The 17,385-nt window shown below is 61.9% G+C and carries 20 protein-coding genes; 2 read left to right on the top strand and 18 right to left on the bottom strand.

Translation table 11 applies throughout. From position 1 onward, the window contains the following. Positions 1-136: 136 nt before the first annotated feature. The 10 genes from ACZ3GY_RS08605 to ccmA form a co-directional block, all read right to left on the bottom strand. Entirely contained in the window at positions 137-481 is a 345-nt protein-coding gene (locus tag ACZ3GY_RS08605; protein WP_465909689.1) for a hypothetical protein, read from the bottom strand. Further along, positions 478-1,686 carry a c-type cytochrome biogenesis protein CcmI gene (gene ccmI / locus ACZ3GY_RS08610; RefSeq protein ID WP_465909690.1) on the bottom strand — a complete coding sequence of 403 codons (1,209 nt, stop codon included), beginning with the start codon at positions 1,684-1,686 and terminating at the stop codon, positions 478-480. The genes ACZ3GY_RS08605 and ccmI overlap by 4 nt, the downstream gene beginning before the upstream one ends. Next, positions 1,683-2,168, bottom strand: a complete 486-nt coding sequence (locus ACZ3GY_RS08615) for a cytochrome c-type biogenesis protein (protein ID WP_465909691.1) — start codon at positions 2,166-2,168, stop codon at positions 1,683-1,685. The genes ccmI and ACZ3GY_RS08615 overlap by 4 nt, the downstream gene beginning before the upstream one ends. Next, positions 2,165-2,701, bottom strand: a complete 537-nt coding sequence (locus tag ACZ3GY_RS08620) for a DsbE family thiol:disulfide interchange protein (RefSeq protein ID WP_465909692.1) — start codon at positions 2,699-2,701, stop codon at positions 2,165-2,167. Before ACZ3GY_RS08620 ends, ACZ3GY_RS08615 begins: the two co-directional genes overlap by 4 nt. Next, entirely contained in the window at positions 2,698-4,671 is a 1,974-nt protein-coding gene (locus ACZ3GY_RS08625) for a heme lyase CcmF/NrfE family subunit (RefSeq protein WP_465909693.1), read from the bottom strand. Before ACZ3GY_RS08625 ends, ACZ3GY_RS08620 begins: the two co-directional genes overlap by 4 nt. Then, on the bottom strand, positions 4,668-5,132 hold the full coding sequence (ccmE, locus tag ACZ3GY_RS08630) for a cytochrome c maturation protein CcmE (RefSeq protein ID WP_465909694.1): 465 nt from the start codon (positions 5,130-5,132) through the stop codon (positions 4,668-4,670). The genes ACZ3GY_RS08625 and ccmE overlap by 4 nt, the downstream gene beginning before the upstream one ends. Continuing rightward, positions 5,129-5,305, bottom strand: coding sequence for a heme exporter protein CcmD (gene ccmD, locus ACZ3GY_RS08635; protein ID WP_465909695.1), 177 nt, complete (start codon positions 5,303-5,305; stop codon positions 5,129-5,131). Before ccmD ends, ccmE begins: the two co-directional genes overlap by 4 nt. Further along, positions 5,302-6,060 (bottom strand): heme ABC transporter permease, encoded by a 759-nt coding sequence (locus ACZ3GY_RS08640; RefSeq protein ID WP_465910023.1) that lies wholly within the window; start codon positions 6,058-6,060, stop codon positions 5,302-5,304. Before ACZ3GY_RS08640 ends, ccmD begins: the two co-directional genes overlap by 4 nt. Before the next feature lie 69 nt (positions 6,061-6,129). Beyond that, positions 6,130-6,801 (bottom strand): heme exporter protein CcmB, encoded by a 672-nt coding sequence (gene ccmB, locus ACZ3GY_RS08645; RefSeq protein WP_465909696.1) that lies wholly within the window; start codon positions 6,799-6,801, stop codon positions 6,130-6,132. Beyond that, positions 6,798-7,433: a cytochrome c biogenesis heme-transporting ATPase CcmA gene (gene ccmA, locus ACZ3GY_RS08650; RefSeq protein WP_465909697.1), complete on the bottom strand. Its 636-nt coding sequence runs from the start codon at positions 7,431-7,433 to the stop codon at positions 6,798-6,800. Before ccmA ends, ccmB begins: the two co-directional genes overlap by 4 nt. Before the next feature lie 130 nt (positions 7,434-7,563). On the opposite strand from ccmA, the gene fliK reads away from it, so the two are divergent. Both fliK and ACZ3GY_RS08660 read left to right on the top strand, forming a co-directional pair. After that, positions 7,564-9,099: a flagellar hook-length control protein FliK gene (gene fliK / locus ACZ3GY_RS08655; protein ID WP_465909699.1), complete on the top strand. Its 1,536-nt coding sequence runs from the start codon at positions 7,564-7,566 to the stop codon at positions 9,097-9,099. Further along, positions 9,096-9,437 (top strand): EscU/YscU/HrcU family type III secretion system export apparatus switch protein, encoded by a 342-nt coding sequence (locus ACZ3GY_RS08660; RefSeq protein ID WP_465909700.1) that lies wholly within the window; start codon positions 9,096-9,098, stop codon positions 9,435-9,437. Before fliK ends, ACZ3GY_RS08660 begins: the two co-directional genes overlap by 4 nt. A 215-nt stretch (positions 9,438-9,652) precedes the next feature. Here ACZ3GY_RS08660 and ACZ3GY_RS08665 read toward each other — a convergent pair whose 3' ends face one another. The 8 genes from ACZ3GY_RS08665 to ACZ3GY_RS08700 form a co-directional block, all read right to left on the bottom strand. Beyond that, positions 9,653-10,051: a DUF2802 domain-containing protein gene (locus ACZ3GY_RS08665; RefSeq protein ID WP_465909701.1), complete on the bottom strand. Its 399-nt coding sequence runs from the start codon at positions 10,049-10,051 to the stop codon at positions 9,653-9,655. A gap of 1 nt (position 10,052) precedes the next feature. After that, a complete protein-coding gene (locus ACZ3GY_RS08670) occupies positions 10,053-10,532 on the bottom strand; it encodes a chemotaxis protein CheW (RefSeq protein WP_225831817.1) in 480 nt (159 codons plus the stop codon). 90 nt (positions 10,533-10,622) lie between these two features. Then, positions 10,623-11,450 carry a CheW domain-containing protein gene (locus ACZ3GY_RS08675; protein WP_465909703.1) on the bottom strand — a complete coding sequence of 276 codons (828 nt, stop codon included), beginning with the start codon at positions 11,448-11,450 and terminating at the stop codon, positions 10,623-10,625. Positions 11,451-11,542: 92 nt separating this feature from the next. Beyond that, complete coding sequence (locus ACZ3GY_RS08680; protein WP_225831812.1) at positions 11,543-12,331, bottom strand: ParA family protein; 789 nt, start codon at positions 12,329-12,331, stop codon at positions 11,543-11,545. Positions 12,332-12,383: 52 nt separating this feature from the next. Next, positions 12,384-13,256 carry a flagellar motor protein MotD gene (gene motD, locus ACZ3GY_RS08685; RefSeq protein ID WP_465909704.1) on the bottom strand — a complete coding sequence of 291 codons (873 nt, stop codon included), beginning with the start codon at positions 13,254-13,256 and terminating at the stop codon, positions 12,384-12,386. Positions 13,257-13,258: 2 nt separating this feature from the next. Next, positions 13,259-13,999, bottom strand: a complete 741-nt coding sequence (locus tag ACZ3GY_RS08690; protein WP_463564603.1) for a flagellar motor protein — start codon at positions 13,997-13,999, stop codon at positions 13,259-13,261. Further along, positions 13,999-15,126 (bottom strand): protein-glutamate methylesterase/protein-glutamine glutaminase, encoded by a 1,128-nt coding sequence (locus ACZ3GY_RS08695; protein ID WP_463564602.1) that lies wholly within the window; start codon positions 15,124-15,126, stop codon positions 13,999-14,001. Before ACZ3GY_RS08695 ends, ACZ3GY_RS08690 begins: the two co-directional genes overlap by 1 nt. 42 nt (positions 15,127-15,168) lie before the next feature. Then, positions 15,169-17,382, bottom strand: coding sequence for a chemotaxis protein CheA (locus ACZ3GY_RS08700; RefSeq protein WP_465909706.1), 2,214 nt, complete (start codon positions 17,380-17,382; stop codon positions 15,169-15,171). Positions 17,383-17,385 lie beyond the last annotated feature (3 nt).

The following is a 17,385-nucleotide window of genomic DNA, read 5'->3' on the forward strand; positions in this document are numbered from 1 at the left end:
CGGACTGTAGGGTGGGTCACGCTTCACCTGCGCGGCCCGACCGACCCACCAGGCCAGTCAACGCAGTGGTGGCTGATGTTCACGGCGGTGGGCTGAAGCCCACTCTACGTCTTTACACCACACACCGAAGGCACGCTTATTGGGCATGGTGGCGGTACAGGGCTGGTGGCACGCCGCTGCTGTCCACGGGTTGCCATGGGCCTTGCAGGGTGCCGGCCCAGCTCCAGCCATCGCTCCAGCGGTAGAAGGTGCGTTCGCGGTAGTAGGTGTCCCGCTCGGAGTCGACGACATAGACCCCCAACCCGCCATCCCAGTGGCTGGAGACGCCCGGTGGCGGTGCGAAGCGCGGGTGGGATTTGCTGGCTGGCGGTGAACCAGCAGGTGCCGAGGTGCCATCGGTACCGGGTACGGGGCTGTGCAAGGTACAGCCGGCGAGACTCAACAGGGTGGCCGCAAGGGCAGCCGACATCAGTTTATTCATGGTTGTTTGCCATCAGCACTATCGATGATCAGGCGTTGCACGGTCTGGATGGTGCTGGACAACGGTTGCCCCTGACCTATCCACTCGCCGCTTTTTGCATCGCCGGCGCGCGAAATGCGCGCCACCAGTTGAACCTGGTCGAACGCGGAAAGTTTCAGTTCCGGCATCATCGCATCGCTATCCGAGAGGCTGACCAACGCAGGCAGATCAGCAACGCTCAGGCGCTTGACCGCCAACGGCATGGGCGGCCCTGAGGCGGCGCGGGCGAAGACGAACACCGTGTCGCCCGGCTGCACCTTGTCACGCAGCGCATCCGCCAGTTCGACACGCACCTGCAGGCTGCCGATTTCCGGCGCCTGCGTGGCGGCGGCAGCGCCGGCCTGCGGGTCGATTTCCTGACGAGCCCGGGCGATGCCGCCTGCGATTGCCTGACGTGATGGATCGCCCTCGGGTAATACCGCCACGAGGCGTTCCCAGTAGCCAATGGCATCCTGAAAACGCTGTTCCTCATAGGCGGCGATACCCAGCAGGCCCAAACTGGTGACCTCTTCCGGATCAGCCTGCAGGGCTTCGCCCGTTAAGGTCTCCAGCTGCGCTGTCCACTGTTTGCCACCGGCAAAGTACAGCGCCTGAGCCCATTGCCCAAGCAGCTCCGGTTCGCGACCAGCTACCTTCACCGCCTGCTCGAAGGCGCTCGCTGCATCCGCCGGACGCTCCTGCACCATGTAACTGCGGCCCAGGAAGTACCAACCCTCGGGTGATTCGGGATTACCTTGCACAGCCTGTTCCAGCCGCGCGGTCATCTCTTCGATGCTACGCGGCTCAGCGGAGAAGGTGCGGGCACGCTGAACATCCTCAATAGCGCCCCATTGCGAATAAAGCAGAACACTGACCAGCGGGATCGATAACACCATGATCAACGGCATCATGCGACCCAGGCGGCCCGCCTTGGCATCACCGCTGCTCTCGGTATCGGCGAGCAACTCGCGTGCGGCTTCGTCGTATGCCGCCCGCAACTGGCTGCTGTCCAGCGTGCCCGCCTGGTTTTGGCGCTCAAGCTCGCTCACGCGTTCTTGATAGAGGGTAACGTTCAGCGCCGTACGATCTTCCTCGGTCTGAACCTTGCGCCCGCGTAGCAGCGGAATCAGCAGAAAACTTACGGCGACCAGACACAGCAGGCCGGCGGATAACCAGAATTCGATCATGGCTCGTTCTTATCCAGAGGCGCCTGCTTCAGCAGTTGCGCCAGACGTTGCTGTTCATCGTTCGACAAACCTGTGGAAACCTCGGCAGCGCCCTTGCGACGACGCACGACGATCACCCCGAGCAGTACGAAGCCACCCACAAGGAGCGCCACCGGACCATACCAAAGCAACAGGGTGCGGCGGGTAACCGGCGGCTTGTAGAGCACGAAGTCGCCGTAACGGGCGACCAGGTAATCGATGATCTGCGCGTTACTGTCGCCCGCCTCAAGCATGCGATAGATCTCGGCGCGCAGATCCATGGCGATCGGCGCGTCGGAGTCGGCGATGTTCTGGTTCTGGCATTTCGGGCAGCGCAGCTCTTCGGTGAGCTGGCGGTAGCGGGCACGCTCGGCCTCGCTGGCGAACTCGTAGGTGTCGATGGCTGCATGGGCCACACCGGCCAGCACCAGCGACAGGCTCAACCCGATCAAAAAACGCTTCATTGCCCAGCCTCGTCGACCATCTGCTGGTACAGCGGCGCGAGCTTCTCACGCCAGACAGTCTCGTCGATCACTCCAACGAACTTGTGGCGGATAATGCCCTTGGCATCGACGAAGAAGGTCTCCGGTGCGCCGTACACACCCAGATCCAGCCCCAGGGTGCCCTTGGGATCGCTGATGTTGAGCTGATAAGGATCGTGGAAATCGCTCAGCCATGTCTGCGCGGCAGTGTTGTCGTCCTTGTAGTTCACACCGTGAATGGTCACCCCCATGGCGGTCAGCTTGTTCAGCACTGGATGTTCGACCTTGCAGGCAACGCACCAGGTAGCCCAGACGTTGACCAACGACGGCTTGCCCAGCAGATTTTCCTGGGTGATCAGTTGATCGCCCTCCACTGCTGGCAGGGAGAACGCCGGGAAGGGCTTGTCGATCAGCGCCGACGGCAGTTCGGCAGGGTCGAGAAACAGGCCACGGTAGAGAAACACCGCCACGCCGAGAAATATCACCAGCGGTAGCAACAAAATCAGCCGTCTCATGTTCGTGCCTCCTGCTGGCCCAGGGCGTCACGCACACGGGTCTTGACCTTCATCCGGTAGCGCTTGTCGGATGCGGCGAGGAAGCCGCCGAAGCCCATCAGCAAAGCACCCAGCCAAATCCAGCGTACGAAGGGCTTGATGTGCACGCGCACGGCCCAGGCGCCCTGCTCCAGCGGCTCGCCAAGGGCAACGAACAGATCGCGGGTCAGACCGGCGTCGATCCCCGCTTCGGTCATCACCGATTGCTGCACGGTGTACAGGCGTTTTTCCGGGTGCAGCAGAGCGATCTGCCTTTCCCCTTCGAAGACGCGCACAGTGCCGCGGTCGGAAATGAAGTTCGGCCCTTCGTGATGCGCCGCACCCTCGAACACGAACCGGTAACCTCCCAGCTCTACGGCATCGCCCGGCGCCATGCGCATGTCACGCTCGAAACTGCCGAGGCTGGTGAGGATCACTCCCAGTGCACAGACCGCCAGGCCCAGGTGCGCCAACTGCATGCCCCAGTAGCTGCGGCCCAGGCTGGCCATGCCCTTGAACAAGCCCTTGTGGCGAGTCTTGTCCTGAATGTCGCGCAGCCCGGCCAGAACCACCCACGCGGCCAGCAGGCAAACACCGAGCACCGCCCAGTGGAAATCGCCCCAGAGCCAACTGGCCAGCAAGGCCAACCCCACACTGGCGACCAGCACCGGCGCGAGCATGCCGAGCAGCCAGCGCAGCGGGGTGTCCTTCCAGCGCACCATTACGCCAACGGCGAGCACCGCCATCAACAAGCCCATCAGTGGCACGAACAGCGCATTGAAGTACGGTGGACCGACCGACAGCTTGGCGCCGCTCAGGGCATCCAGCACCAGCGGATAGAGGGTGCCAAGGAGGATCATCGAAGCGGCCACCACCAGGATCAAATTATTGGTCAGCAGCAGGGTTTCCCGCGACCACAAGCTGAAACCGACGTGGCTACGCACTACCGGCGCGCGTAAGGCGAACAGGGTCAACGAGCCGCCGACCACCAACAGCAGGAAAGCAAGGATGAACACGCCGCGCTCGGGGTCGCTAGCGAATGCGTGCACCGACGTCAGCACCCCGGAACGAACCAGGAAGGTACCCAGCAGACTCAGGGAGAACGCGGCAATGGCCAGCAGCACCGTCCAGCTTTTGAACACGCCGCGCTTCTCGGTCACGGCCAGTGAGTGGATCAGCGCGGTGCCGACCAGCCAGGGCATGAACGAGGCGTTTTCTACCGGATCCCAGAACCACCAACCGCCCCAGCCCAGTTCGTAGTAGGCCCACCAGGAGCCAAGAGCGATACCGATGCCGAGAAAAGCCCAGGCGACGATGGTCCAGGGCCGCGACCAGCGGGCCCAGGCGGCGTCCAGCTTGCCGCCGAGCAGCGCAGCAATGGCAAAAGCGAAAGCTACGGAGAAGCCCACGTAGCCCATGTAGAGCATCGGCGGGTGAATGATCAGGCCGAAATCCTGCAGCAGCGGATTGAGGTCGCGACCATCGGCCGGTACGTTCGGCAGCAGGCGAGTGAACGGGTTGGAAGTGATGATCAGAAACAGCAGGAAGCCGACGCTGATGATGCCCATCACACCCAGCACGCGGGCGAGCATCTCTTCGGGCAACTGCCGGGAGAAGATCGCCACGGCAAACGTCCAGCCGCCGAGAATCAGTGCCCAGAGCAGCAGCGAGCCCTCGTGGGCGCCCCATACGGCGCTGAATTTGTAATACCAGGGCAGCGCCGTGTTGGAGTTCTGTGCCACGTAGGCCACGGAAAAATCGTCGGTCATAAAGGCATAGGTAAGGCAGGCGAAAGCGAACACTAGGAAGGCGAACTGCCCCCAGGCCGCGGGCTGCGCCAGGCTCATCCACTGCCGATCGCCGCGCCAGGCGCCAATCAGCGGCAGTGTCGACTGCACCAGGGCCAGACAAAGGGCCAGAATCATCGCCAGATGGCCGAGTTCGGGAATCATTGCGCAGTCTCCCCGGCCTTCTCGTATTGCTTGCTCGTGCCACTCTGCTCCAAAGCCTGCTTGACCTCTGGCGGCATGTAGTTTTCGTCGTGCTTGGCCAAGACTTCGTCGGCAAGCAACATGCCGCTGTCGTCGATCTTGCCCATGGCGACGATGCCCTGCCCTTCGCGGAACAGATCCGGCAGGATGCCATGGAAGCGGATAGTCACCCGCGCTACGTAGTCGGTGACCACGAAGTCGGTCTGCAGGGAATCACCGGAGCGCTTCACCGAACCTTTTTCCACCATGCCGCCGGCGCGGATACGGGTATCGCGTGGCGCTTCGCCGTTGGCGATCTGGCTGGGGCTGTAAAACAGATTGATGTTCTGCTGCAGGGCACTCAAGGCCAACGCTACGGCGATACCAACGCCAGCGACGATAGCCAGAACGATGAACAGACGCTTCTTGCGAACAGCGTTCAACGTGTCTCCTCCCAGCGCATGCGACGCGCCTCGTCCTGCAAATGGCGGCGTCGCGCGCGCAGCGGCAGCGCCACGTTCAACACCAGTATGGCCAGGCAAATACCATAGGCCGACCAGACATAGGGGCCGTGAGTGCCCATGGCGAGAAAGTCGGCGAATGACGCGAAACTCATGGTTTACCCTCCACCTGCGCGCGGATCTCGGCCTTCACCCAACTGCTGCGTGCTTCACGGCGCAACACTTCGAGGCGCATGCGCATCAGCAGCACGGCAGCGAAGAAGCAGTAGAAGCCCAGCACCATGATCAACAGCGGCAGCCACATCTGCATGGGCATCGTCGGCTTGTCGATAACGCTGAAGGTGGCCGGCTGGTGCAGGGTATTCCACCACTCCACCGAATACTTGATGATCGGGATATTGATCACCCCAACCACCGCCAGCACTGCAGTGGCCTTGGCGGCGCTGTCGCGGTTGCTGATCGCCTGGCCAAGGGCGATCACGCCGAAATACAGGAACAGCAGGATCAGCATAGAGGTCAGGCGCGCATCCCAGATCCAGTAGGTTCCCCAGGTCGGCTTGCCCCACACCGCCCCGGTGATCAGCGCGATGGCGGTCATCCAGGCGCCGACGGGCGCAGCCTGCTGCAGGGCGACATCGGCCAGCTTCATCTTCCATACCAGACCGACCACGCCGGCCACGGCCAGCATCACGTAGATCGACTGCGCCAGAAAAGCGGCCGGCACGTGGATATAGATGATCCGGAAACTGTTGCCCTGCTGGTAGTCCGGCGGCGCGAAGGCCAGGCCCCAGACCGTACCCACGACCAGCAGCACGGCAGCGGCAATCGCCAGCCCGGGCAGCCAGCGGCCACTGATCTCATAGAACCATTTGGGCGAGCCCAACTTGTGAAACCATGTCCAATTCATCAGGTCACTCATCATTCTCCGAGGTAGGGGCCAGAACCGAAATCGGCGGCCATCCTCGGTAGCACGGTTGAATCATTCGCCGACACTGATGCTCAGGCCGGCGGCAATGGCGAAAGGCGTCAGGGTAACGGTCAGTACGGTAAGGCTTGCCAACCACAATAGGTGGCCAGCCACCGGCAGCCCCTGCAGGCTCGCCTGCAAGGCTCCGCTGCCAAGAATCAGCACCGGGATGTACAACGGTAAAATCAGTAGTGCCAGCAGCAGCCCGCCGCGCTTGAGCCCCACGGTGAGGGCCGCGCCGACAGCGCCGAGCAGACTGAGGATTGGTGTGCCGAGCAACAAGGACGCAAGCAGCACCGGCAGGCAACGCACAGGCAGCCCGAGCATCAAGGCCAGCAAAGGTGACAGCAATACCAGGGCCAGGCCGGAAAACAGCCAGTGAGCGCAGACTTTGGCCAGCACCAGCAGCGGCAAGGGATGGGAGGAAAGCACCCATTGTTCGAGAGAGCCGTCTTCGAAGTCGCTGCGGAACAGGCCGTCGAGGGACAGCAGCACAGCCAGCAAGGCCGCTACCCACACCAGGCCGGGCGAGAGGCTTTGCAGCAGCTGCGTTTGCGGGCCGACAGCGAGCGGAAACAGTGCGATGACGATAGCGAAAAACACCAGTGGGTTGGCCAGCTCTGCAGGGCGCCGACACAGCAGTCGCGCCTCGCGCACGGCCAGCAGCATAAATACGCTGTTCATGCGAAATGCTGTCCCAGATTAAGGTCGCGATAACTCGCCGGCATGCGGCTCAAGGTATGGTGGGTAGTCAGAATCACCAGGCCGCCCTGCTGGCAATGCGCAGCAAGATGGTCTTCCAGCTGGCTCACGGCATGTTTGTCCAGAGCCGTGAACGGCTCGTCGAGAATCCACAGCGGCGGGCCATCGAGATAAAGCCGCGCCAGTGCCACGCGGCGTTGCTGGCCGGCCGAAAGAGTGTGACAGGGCACATCTTCGAAGCCTCGCAGCCCAACCGCCTGCAGCGCCTGCCAGATCTGCTCACGGTTCGCGGGGCGATGCAGGGCGCACAGCCAAGCGAGATTTTCCTCGGCACTGAGCAAGCCCTTGATGCCAGCGGCATGGCCGATCCACAGCAGGTCACTGGCCAGATCACCGCTGCGGCTGGTCAGTGGCTGGCCCTTGAGGCGAATTTGCCCTGAGGTGGGTTGTCTCAATCCGGCGAGCACGCGCAGCAGGCTGGTCTTGCCGCTGCCGTTGGGGCCGGATACCTGTAGCATCTGCCCGGCGTCCAGCTGAATATCGAGGTTCTCGAACAGCAGGCGCCAATCCCGTTCGCAGGAAAGTGCCATGGCTTCGAGAAAAGGACTGCTCACAGCGCGGGCACCTGGTTCAAGTCGAGACGATTGTGGCCGCTATAATGATGCGGACATTGAAGTGGCCGGAATTATACATGCCCAATAGGCCCACTCGCAGTGCGCTTTTGGCTACAGAGTATGAGACTTAATGACCGAGATCAGTGGATCGCGTCCTATCACCGCAGCACCTCCTGCCAGCAGGCCGCAAGTCAATGCCGCCGACCTGGCGGTAAAGCTTTTGCAGCCCCTCGCCGGCCTGATGAGCAGCGGCGAGAGTGCCAAGGCAGAAGTGGTGGGCCTCAAGGAGGTGGCGCAGAATTTTCAGCTTATGCTGCGCGTGACCTTGGAAAACGGCCGTCAGGCTACGCTGCAGGCCAGCAGCCCACAGCACTTGGCCCAGGGCACGGCACTGGCGATCACGGCACTGTCCGACACGCGCCTAGCCCTGGCGGTACTCGCCGGCGGCAAACCACTGACCAGTATCGACCTCGAGCAATTGCCCGTCGGCACGCTGCTACAGGGTAAGGTCATCTCTCGCGAAGCAGTGCCGGCGCAGGCCGCACAAACCGTCTACAAGGTGCTGGTGAACCTGCTCAACACGCCGCTGGCAGGCAGCAAGCTGAGCCTGGAAACCCACCTCGACCTGCCCCTTGGCAGCCTGCTCAGCGCACGCGTGCAAGGCGATCAATCCCTGGCCTTCCTGCCGCTCAGCGGACGACTCGATCAGTTGGCGCTACTCCAGCAACTCGGCACACAGCAGAGTCGCCAGGGCTCGCTTGAAGGGTTGCTGTCGGCACTGCAGGGCATGGGCAACCAGAGCGGCATGCCCGACGGCCTGCGCGGCAGCATCGACAAACTGCTCGGCGGCCTGCCCAGTGGCGAGCAGATGAGTAGCGGCAAGGGGTTGATGCAGGCCCTGGAAAACAGTGGCCTGTTTCTCGAAGGCAAACTGCTGGCTGGCCAACCCGGCGCACTGAGTACCGACATGAAGGCCAACCTGCTGCGCCTGGTCAGCCAGTTGCTACCGTTGCTGCCCGGTTCTGCGCCGCTGGCAGCAGCCGCCGCCAACGCCATGACTCAGGCGCTACCGGCCTTTGCCCGCAACATTCTCGGCAATATCGGCCAGAGTAGCGGGCGTCAACAAGCCATGAGTTTCCCCCTGCCCAGCCGCCTGCTGCAGGCCATGGATGGGGAATCCGATCTCGAGGCACTGCTCAAGCTCGCCGCCGCAGCCATCTCTCGCTTACAGACCCACCAGCTTTCCAGCCTGGCTCAGAGCCAGACCGGGCCCGACGGCGCACTGGTAACGACCTGGCAGATAGAAGTGCCCATGCGCAATCAGCATGAGCTGGTACCCCTGCAGGTAAAAATCCAGCATGAGGAACCGGCCCCCTCCGATAAACAGGAAACCAAGGAAACGCTCTGGCGCATCGACCTGGCTTTCGATCTCGATCCCCTCGGGCCGCTCCAGGTGCAGGCGCAATTGGCCCATGGCAGCCTGTCCAGCCAACTCTGGGCAGAGCGTGCCAGTACTGCTGGGATGATTGATCGAGAGCTGGGCAACCTGCGCGAACGCTTGGTCGCGGCAGGCCTTACGGTCGGTGATCTGGCCTGTAGTCAGGGCACACCACCGCAAGGCCCGAAAACCTCACTGGAACAGCGCTGGGTCGACGAAACCGCATGAGCCAAAAAGCTCCACGCCAAGCCATCGCCCTCACTTACGACGGCCAAAACGCCCCCAATCTAAGTGCAAAGGGTGACGACGAGTTGGCAGAGGCGATACTCGCCATCGCCCGGGCTCACAATGTTCCGATCTACGAGAACGCCGAACTGGTGCGCCTACTCGCGCGCCTGGAACTGGGCGAAGCGATACCCGAGCAGCTGTACCGCTGCATCGCTGAAATCATCGCGTTCGCCTGGTACCTGAAGGGCAAGTTCCCGTCCGACTTCGATCCGCGAGGCAAGCCGAAGGACGGCCCGCTGCTGCTCGGCGGGCCCGAGCGCAAAGGTAGCAAACGCTAGGTCAGCTTCGCTCGACGACGGGCTACGCCAGTGACGCCTGCGTAAATTCTGTAGAAGCCGCGCCATCGGGCGAATCCTCTGGGCGACCAAATCCTTCGCGCCGGGGCGACGCTCCTGCAATCGGGAAGATGTAAGTCGCAATCCTGCGCCAACACGGCGTAGCCCGGGTTGAGCGCAGCGATACCTGGGATTGGGGGGATTTACGGAAGTGATGCCTAAGAGCGGCGCGACTGGTGCAGCTTGGCGACCAGTTCTGCCTCGGCCTTGCTCAGGCCGCAGGAATGGGTCAGGTCGTCGGCACTGGCACCCATGCCCACCAAACGCGCGGCTTGGGTAAACGACAGGCTGGAGGGGTCACGCTGTTCGATCTGGGTCAGCTTATCCGGTAGTGGCGCGACAGTGCGACGCAGCTCGTGGAGCTCTTCGCCCATGCGAATACTGCCGGTCAGGTAGGTGTCCAGACGCTTGCCGAGCTCGCGGATGCGCTGGTCACGCTGGGTATCGCGCTCAGCCTGCAGCTGACTGGCCAGGCGCAACCGCCCTGCCAGCCAGACGCAGGTGCCCACCAGGCCAACGCAGACCAGAGCAAGAACGATGAGCGCGACTTCAAGCACCTCAGATGCTCTCCAGCTCCGACCACTCTTCCTCGGTCATCATCTTGTCCAGCTCGACCAGAATCAGCAGCTCGCCGTTCTTGTTGCACACGCCCTGGATGAACTTGGCCGACTCGTCATTGCCGACGTTCGGTGCGGTTTCCACTTCGGACTGACGCAGGTAAACCACTTCGGCCACGCTGTCGACCATGATGCCAACAACCTGCTTGTCCGCCTCGATGATGACGATACGGGTGTTGTCGGTGACATCGGAGGAATCCAGGCCGAAACGCTGGCGCGTGTCGATCACGGTGACCACGTTGCCGCGCAGGTTGATGATCCCCAGCACGTAGCTAGGTGCACCCGGTACCGGGGCGATTTCCGTGTAGCGCAGGACTTCCTGCACCTGCATCACGTTGATGCCGTAGGTTTCGTTGTCCAGACGGAACGTGACCCACTGCAGGATCGGATCTTCAGCGCCTTGTGCAGAGCTTTTCTTCATGGCCTAGCCTCGTCATTGACCGCGCATGGCGGTGTGCGGGAGTCCCGCTATTCAATCGGCCGCACGTGCAAGAGCCCGTGCGCCCAGTAATCAGTGTATCTGTCCGTTGGTCATGCGCTTGGCTGCGCCGCTGGCAATCAATTCAGCCAGCGCGGCAACATCCAGCAGCGCGCACATGTGTTCAATCACCGTGCCGGCCAGCCAGGGCCGTTGTGTACGCTGGCTACGCCACTTGATCTCGTCCGGGCTCAGGCGAATCGAGCGGCTGACCTGATGAACCGCCAGCCCCCACTCGTAGCCCTGAACGGAAATCACGTACTGCAGCCCCTGACGAAAATCTTCCCGGTAGCGATCCGGCATGACCCAGCGCGCCGTATCGAGCACTTTCAGGTTACCCGACTGTGATGGCAGTATGCCCAAAAACCAATCCGGCTGGCCAAACAAAGGTGTCAGATCCTGCCCGGCCAGCGGGTAAATCGACCCGAGACACACCAGCGGCACAGCCAGCGTTAGACCGGCGACATCGAACAGCAGGCATTCGAACGGCTCTTCAGCCCACTCGGGACGACCGTCGGCGAGTACCGAGGCGATCTGTGGCGCCGGGCGATGCACCTCGGCCACAGGCTCCACCACCGCCGGCATGGCAATCGGCTCGACGAACACCGGAGCCAAAGCCTCGACGACCGGCTCGACAATCACCTCGGCAACCGGCTGCACCAACGTCAGGGGCGCTGCTTCGACGCGCGGCACCGTCTGGGCATCACGAATCTGCTCCTCAAGCACAGCAGCCTCGAACTCATCGAGGTTGCTCTCGGCAAGCTCCAGTTCAAGCTCGACCGCCGCGTCTTGCAGCAAACCATCGAGGTAGGACTGCAGTGCCAGTTGGGGCCGTGTGGCAGTGGCAGTTGAACGACTCATGAATGCAACCCGCAATGGATACCTGTATGAGCTATCGGCCGCAGTGGCGGCAGACTTGAGCCAGTTTTCGCAGAATAACCAGCCATCATGGATCAGGCCACCTGAGACGCAGGTTGTTGTGCCAACAAATGCTTGAGCAGCGCACGGTAGGCAATAGTGCCGCGGCTGTTGCCATCGAACTGCGAAGGCGTCAGCCCTGCCCGGCTGGCATCACGCAGACGAGTATCAATCGGAATGTAGCCTTGCCAGAGCGTCTCCGGATAGCTGCTCTTGAGCAACCGCAAGGTGGACATCGACGCCTGGGTACGACGGTCGAACAGGGTCGGTACGATGGTGTAAGGTAAAGCATGCTTACGCGAACGATTGATCATTGCCAACGTGCTAACCATACGCTCCAGGCCTTTCACCGCGAGAAACTCGGTCTGCACCGGGATCACCAGTTGCTGGCAAGCAGCCAGGGCATTGACCATCAATATGCCGAGCAGCGGTGGGCTGTCGATCACTGCGTGGTCGAAGTCTTGCCACAGCTGCGCCAGGCTCTTGGCAACCACCAGGCCAAGACCGCTCTGCCCAGGAGACTGGCGCTCCAACGTAGCCAGAACGGTGCTCGATGGCAGCAGGGAAATTCGTTCGTGACTGGTTGGTAGCAATAACTGCTTCGGTAGCTCCTGAGGCACGTTGCCCTGATGCTGGAACAGGTCGAAGACGCTGTGCTCCAGGCTATCGGGATCGTGACCGAAATAGCTGGTCATCGAGCCATGCGGGTCGAGATCGACCACCACCACACGTTTGCCAGCATCAGCCAGTAAACCTGCCAGGGCGATGGACGAGGTGGTTTTACCCACACCGCCTTTCTGATTGGCTACAGCCCAAACTCTCATACTCTTCATCCTCCCGGAACAGGCTGCGCCTGGCCGAGACTGAGTGCCCACTTCATTGGGCAGGCGACGGGGAATTGACGGCCCCATTTGCTGGAGCCTGTACTGCAGGCGCTGAAGCAGGTTGCGTGCCAGCCCGCTGCAGAGCCGTATCAGGCTGGGCATTGGCACTGCCCACGCCACTTACACTACGCCGCACATCGAGATTGCGCGAGACCACCAGTACCACCCGACGGTTGCGCGCCCTGCCCTCTGCCGTGGCGTTGTCGGCCACCGGCTGAAACTCGCCATAGCCCACCGCCGCCATGCGTGATGGATCGACACCATCCATGGCCAGCATCCGCACAATACTGGCAGCGCGCGCGGTAGACAGCTCCCAGTTGGTCGGGAACTGCGCAGTTCTGATCGGCTGGTTATCGGTAAAACCTTCCACATGCACCGGGTTGCCGTAGGGCGCCAGGATTTTGGCAATCTTCTCGATGATCTCGAAAGCCATATCGTTCGGCAGCGCATCGCCACTGGGAAACAGCAGACCGGAGCTCAACTCGATCTCGATCCACAGCTCATTGCCGCGCACCTTCAATTGATCGCTCTGCAGCAGCCCGCCGAACGCATCACGAATGCTGTCGGCGATACTCTCCAGTGTAGAAGCGGCGATCTGCTGGGCTGACTCTTCGTCGACCATCGAGCGATCCGGCTCGGTGGTGCGCGGCCTCTCATCGCCCACGGGAATGGGTTTGATCGAACGATCCGGTTGGTTGAATACACCGGTCAGGGTTTCCGAAAGGATCTTGTACTTGCCCTCGTTGATCGAGGAAATCGAGTACATCACCACGAAGAAGGCGAACAACAGCGTGATGAAGTCCGCGTAGGACACCAGCCAGCGCTCGTGATTCTCATGCTCTTCGTGACGGCGTCGGCGAGCCATGGTCAGCTCATGAAGCCTTGCAGCTTCAACTCGATGGAGCGCGGATTTTCACCCTCTCCGATAGACAGGATTCCTTCGAGCAACATCTCCCGATAAGCCGACTGGCGCATGGCCACGGACTTGAGCTTGGCGCCAATCGGCAACAGCAACAGATTGGCGATGGCCACACCGTAGATGGTGGCGACGAAAGCGACGGCTATCCCGCCACCGAGCAGGCTCGGATCGGCCAGGTTGCCCATCACGTGGATCAGCCCCATGACCGCGCCGATGATGCCGATGGTCGGCGCGTAGCCGCCCATGCACTCGAAGAACTTGGCAGCCTGTATGTCGCGGCTTTCCTGGGTGTACAGATCGACTTCGAGAATACTGCGAATGGCCTCCGGCTCAGCGCCGTCGACCAACAGTTGCAAACCCTTGCGCGCATAGGGATCGGCTTCGCCGTCAGCCACAGCCTCGAGGCCGAGCAAACCTTCCTTACGCGCGGTCATGCTCCAGTTCACCACCCGATCGATGCCACCGGACAGATCGATCTGCGGCGGAAAGAAGATCCAGCGCAGGATGCTCATGGCGCGCTTGAATACGGTGACCGGCGTTTGCAGCAACGCCGCACCCAGCGTGCCACCGATCACGATCAGCGCCGCCGGGCCGTTGAGCAGTGCCGAGACATGACCGCCTTCCAGGTAATTGCCGCCAAGAATAGCGACGAATGCCAGGATGACGCCGATCAGGCTCAGCACATCCATCAGAGGCAGGCCTCGACCAGATGCCGGCCGATGTCATCTAGCGGGTACACCGCATCCGCCAGGTTGGCCTTCACGATCGCCATGGGCATGCCATAGATCACGCAACTGGCTTCGTCCTGCGCCCACACCTGGCTGCCACCCTGTTTGAGCAGGCGAGCGCCTTCGCGACCATCGGCGCCCATGCCTGTCAGCACCACGGCCAGCACCTTGTCGTTGTAGGACTTGGACGCCGAGCCAAAGGTGATATCCACACAAGGCTTGTAATTCAGGCGCTCGTCACCGGGCAGGATGCGGATGGTGCCGCGCCCGTCGATCATCATCTGCTTGCCGCCTGGTGCCAGAATGGCCAGCCCGGGACGCAGGATATCGCCGTCTTCGGCTTCCTTGACGTTGATCTTGCAGAGTTTGTCCAAACGCTCGGCAAAGGCCTTGGTGAAGGCTGCGGGCATGTGCTGGATCAATACGATTGGCGTCGGGAAATTCGCTGGCAACTGGGTCAGAACCCGCTGCAGGGCAACCGGGCCACCCGTCGAGGTACCGATCGCTACCAGCTTGTAAGCCTTGCGCTTGGGCGCGGAGCTAGCGGCGGACGAATGACGCTCGGCCGGCGGATGGCTGACGCTTGGCTGTGGCCGCGCCGCAGGTGCAGGTGTGCTCGACGTACTGGCAGGTCGGCTCAGGCTACCGCCGGCAGGCGGCGTCAGGGACGCCGCGCCGATCCCCCGGCGGTTGCTGCGCGAAATGCTATGCACCTTCTCGCACAGCAGTTGTTTGACCTTCTCCGGGTTGCGCGAGATGTCCTCGAAATTCTTCGGCAGGAAATCCACCGCCCCGGCATCCAGCGCATCCAGGGTGACCCGAGCGCCTTCGTGGGTGAGCGAGGAGAACATCAACACCGGTGTCGGGCAGCGCTGCATGATGCTGCGCACGGCCGTAATGCCATCCATCAACGGCATCTCGTAGTCCATGGTGATCACGTCCGGCTTGAGTGCCAGCGCCTGATCGATGGCCTCACGTCCGTTGGTGGCCGTGCCGACCACGGTGATGTTGGGATCGGACGAGAGGATCTCCGAAACCCTGCGGCGGAAGAAGCCGGAGTCGTCGACCACCAGTACCTTGACAACCATAAACACTCCTAAGCGGCACGGCAGAGGCCGCGCCGCGGACGATCAGATACGCCGTGCGTAGCGTTTGAGCATGCTTGGCACGTCGAGAATCAGGGCGATGCGCCCGTCGCCGGTGATGGTCGCACCCGACATGCCAGGCGTGCCTTGCAGCATCTTGCCCAACGGCTTGATCACCACCTCTTCCTGGCCGACCAGCTGATCGACGACGAAGCCGATACGCTGATTGCCGACGGTGAGAATCACCACATGGCCTTCGCCTTGCTCTTCGTGGGCAGCCTTGCTGACCAGCCAGCGCTTGAGATAGAACAGCGGTAATGCCTTGTCACGCACGATCACCACTTCCTGGCCGTCGACCACGTTGGTGCGCGACAGGTCGAGGTGGAAGATCTCGTTGACGTTGACCAGCGGGAAGGCAAACGCCTGGTTGCCCAGCATCACCATCAGCGTCGGCATGATCGCCAGGGTCAATGGCACCTTGATGACGATCTTTGAGCCCTGGCCTTTCTGCGAGAACACGTTGACCGTGCCGTTGAGCTGGGAAATCTTGGTCTTCACCACGTCCATGCCGACGCCACGGCCGGACACGTCGGAAATCTCGGTCTTGGTCGAGAAGCCGGGAGCGAAGATCAGGTTGTAGCATTCCAGATCGGTCAGGCGGTCGGCCGCGTCCTTGTCCAGCAGGCCCTTTTCCACGGCCTTGCTGCGCAACACGTCGGCGTCCATGCCCTTGCCATCATCGGTGATCATCAGCAGGATGTGATCGCCTTCCTGCTCGGCAGACAGCACCACGCGACCGGTACGCGACTTTCCGGCAGCCTCGCGCTCTTCCGGGCTTTCCACGCCGTGGTCAACCGCGTTGCGCACCAAGTGAACCAATGGATCGGCGAGGGCTTCGACGAGGTTCTTGTCGAGATCCGTCTCTTCACCAACCAGTTCCAGGTTGATCTCTTTTTTCAGTTGCCGAGCCAGGTCACGAACCAAGCGCGGGAAACGCCCGAAGACCTTCTTGATCGGCTGCATGCGGGTCTTCATGACCGAGGTCTGCAGATCGGCGGTCACAACATCGAGGTTAGACACAGCCTTGGACATGGCCTCGTCGCCGCTGTTGAGCCCCAGGCGCACCAGGCGGTTACGCACCAGCACCAGCTCGCCGACCATGTTCATGATTTCGTCCAGACGCGCGGTATCGACCCGCACGGTGGTTTCCGCTTCATTCGCTGGAGCAGGAGCAGGAGCAGCGGCCGGCGCTACGGCAGCGGCTTTAGCAGGCTCGACCTTGGTCGCCGGTGCTGGTACAGCCTTGGCTGCTACCGGCACAGCGGGTTTGGCTACAGGTTTCGGCGCCGCAGCTGGGGCAACAGCAGCGATCGCCGCTGGTTCGACGAACTTACCTTTGCCGTGCAGCTGATCGAGCAGCGACTCGAACTCATCATCGGTGATTTCATCGCTCTGCGCCGCAGAGCTGGCGGACGCAGCAGGAGCCGTCGGTGCCGGCGCCTCTACCGCAGCAGCGACGAATTGGCCTTTGCCATGTAACTGATCGAGCAGAGCCTCGAATTCGTCATCGGTGATGTCGTCGCCATTGGCGCTGCTCGAGACACTGGCCGGTACAGGCGCAGCCGTTTCGACAGCGGCTGTCGCCGAAGCCGCGAACTGACCTTTGCCATGCAACTGATCGAGCAGCGACTCGAATTCATCGTCGCTGATTTCGTCGTCCGAAGCGCTCGCTTGCGGTTGTGGTTCGTCGTCCAGAGCATCGAGGAGCTGTGCGAACTCACTGTCGGTGATGTCCGCCTCTGCTTGGGCGGCCTGGGCTACTGATTCAACGGGCATAGCTGCAGCAACCGCAACAGACCCTGCGGCAGGAGCAGGCTCAGCGAGTCGTGCCAGCGCTGCCAGCAGCTCGGGAGAAGCCGGCGTCGGCGTAACACGCTCGCGTACTTCGGTGAACATGCCATTGACGGCATCCAGCGCTTCGAGCACTACGTCCATCAACTCGGAGTCGACGCGACGCTCACCCTTACGCAGGATGTCGAACACGTTCTCGGCAATATGGCAGCATTCCACCAACTCATTGAGCTGCAGGAAGCCTGCCCCGCCTTTTACCGTGTGAAATCCCCGAAAAATCGCGTTGAGCAGATTCATATCGTCCGGGCGGCTTTCCAGCTCCACCAACTGCTCGGACAACAGCTCGAGAATCTCGCCGGCCTCTACCAGGAAATCCTGGAGGATTTCTTCATCGGCGCCGAAGCTCATATG

The organism is Pseudomonas sp. PME37.24/006 (assembly GCF_055556635.1).

Coding starts and splice junctions, on each gene's coding strand:
- ACZ3GY_RS08605 (WP_465909689.1), bottom strand. CDS start 481: ATGAATAAACTGATGTCGGCTGCCCTTGCGGCCACCCTGTTGAGTCTC.
- ACZ3GY_RS08675 (WP_465909703.1), bottom strand. CDS start 11,450: ATGAGTCGTTCAACTGCCACTGCCACACGGCCCCAACTGGCACTGCAG.
- ACZ3GY_RS08695 (WP_463564602.1), bottom strand. CDS start 15,126: ATGGTTGTCAAGGTACTGGTGGTCGACGACTCCGGCTTCTTCCGCCGC.
- ccmI (WP_465909690.1), bottom strand. CDS start 1,686: ATGATCGAATTCTGGTTATCCGCCGGCCTGCTGTGTCTGGTCGCCGTA.
- ACZ3GY_RS08615 (WP_465909691.1), bottom strand. CDS start 2,168: ATGAAGCGTTTTTTGATCGGGTTGAGCCTGTCGCTGGTGCTGGCCGGT.
- fliK (WP_465909699.1), top strand. CDS start 7,564: ATGACCGAGATCAGTGGATCGCGTCCTATCACCGCAGCACCTCCTGCC.
- ACZ3GY_RS08680 (WP_225831812.1), bottom strand. CDS start 12,331: ATGAGAGTTTGGGCTGTAGCCAATCAGAAAGGCGGTGTGGGTAAAACC.
- ACZ3GY_RS08625 (WP_465909693.1), bottom strand. CDS start 4,671: ATGATTCCCGAACTCGGCCATCTGGCGATGATTCTGGCCCTTTGTCTG.
- ACZ3GY_RS08670 (WP_225831817.1), bottom strand. CDS start 10,532: ATGAAGAAAAGCTCTGCACAAGGCGCTGAAGATCCGATCCTGCAGTGG.
- motD (WP_465909704.1), bottom strand. CDS start 13,256: ATGGCTCGCCGACGCCGTCACGAAGAGCATGAGAATCACGAGCGCTGG.
- ACZ3GY_RS08660 (WP_465909700.1), top strand. CDS start 9,096: ATGAGCCAAAAAGCTCCACGCCAAGCCATCGCCCTCACTTACGACGGC.
- ACZ3GY_RS08690 (WP_463564603.1), bottom strand. CDS start 13,999: ATGGATGTGCTGAGCCTGATCGGCGTCATCCTGGCATTCGTCGCTATT.
- ACZ3GY_RS08620 (WP_465909692.1), bottom strand. CDS start 2,701: ATGAGACGGCTGATTTTGTTGCTACCGCTGGTGATATTTCTCGGCGTG.
- ccmD (WP_465909695.1), bottom strand. CDS start 5,305: ATGAGTTTCGCGTCATTCGCCGACTTTCTCGCCATGGGCACTCACGGC.
- ccmB (WP_465909696.1), bottom strand. CDS start 6,801: ATGAACAGCGTATTTATGCTGCTGGCCGTGCGCGAGGCGCGACTGCTG.
- ACZ3GY_RS08700 (WP_465909706.1), bottom strand. CDS start 17,382: ATGAGCTTCGGCGCCGATGAAGAAATCCTCCAGGATTTCCTGGTAGAG.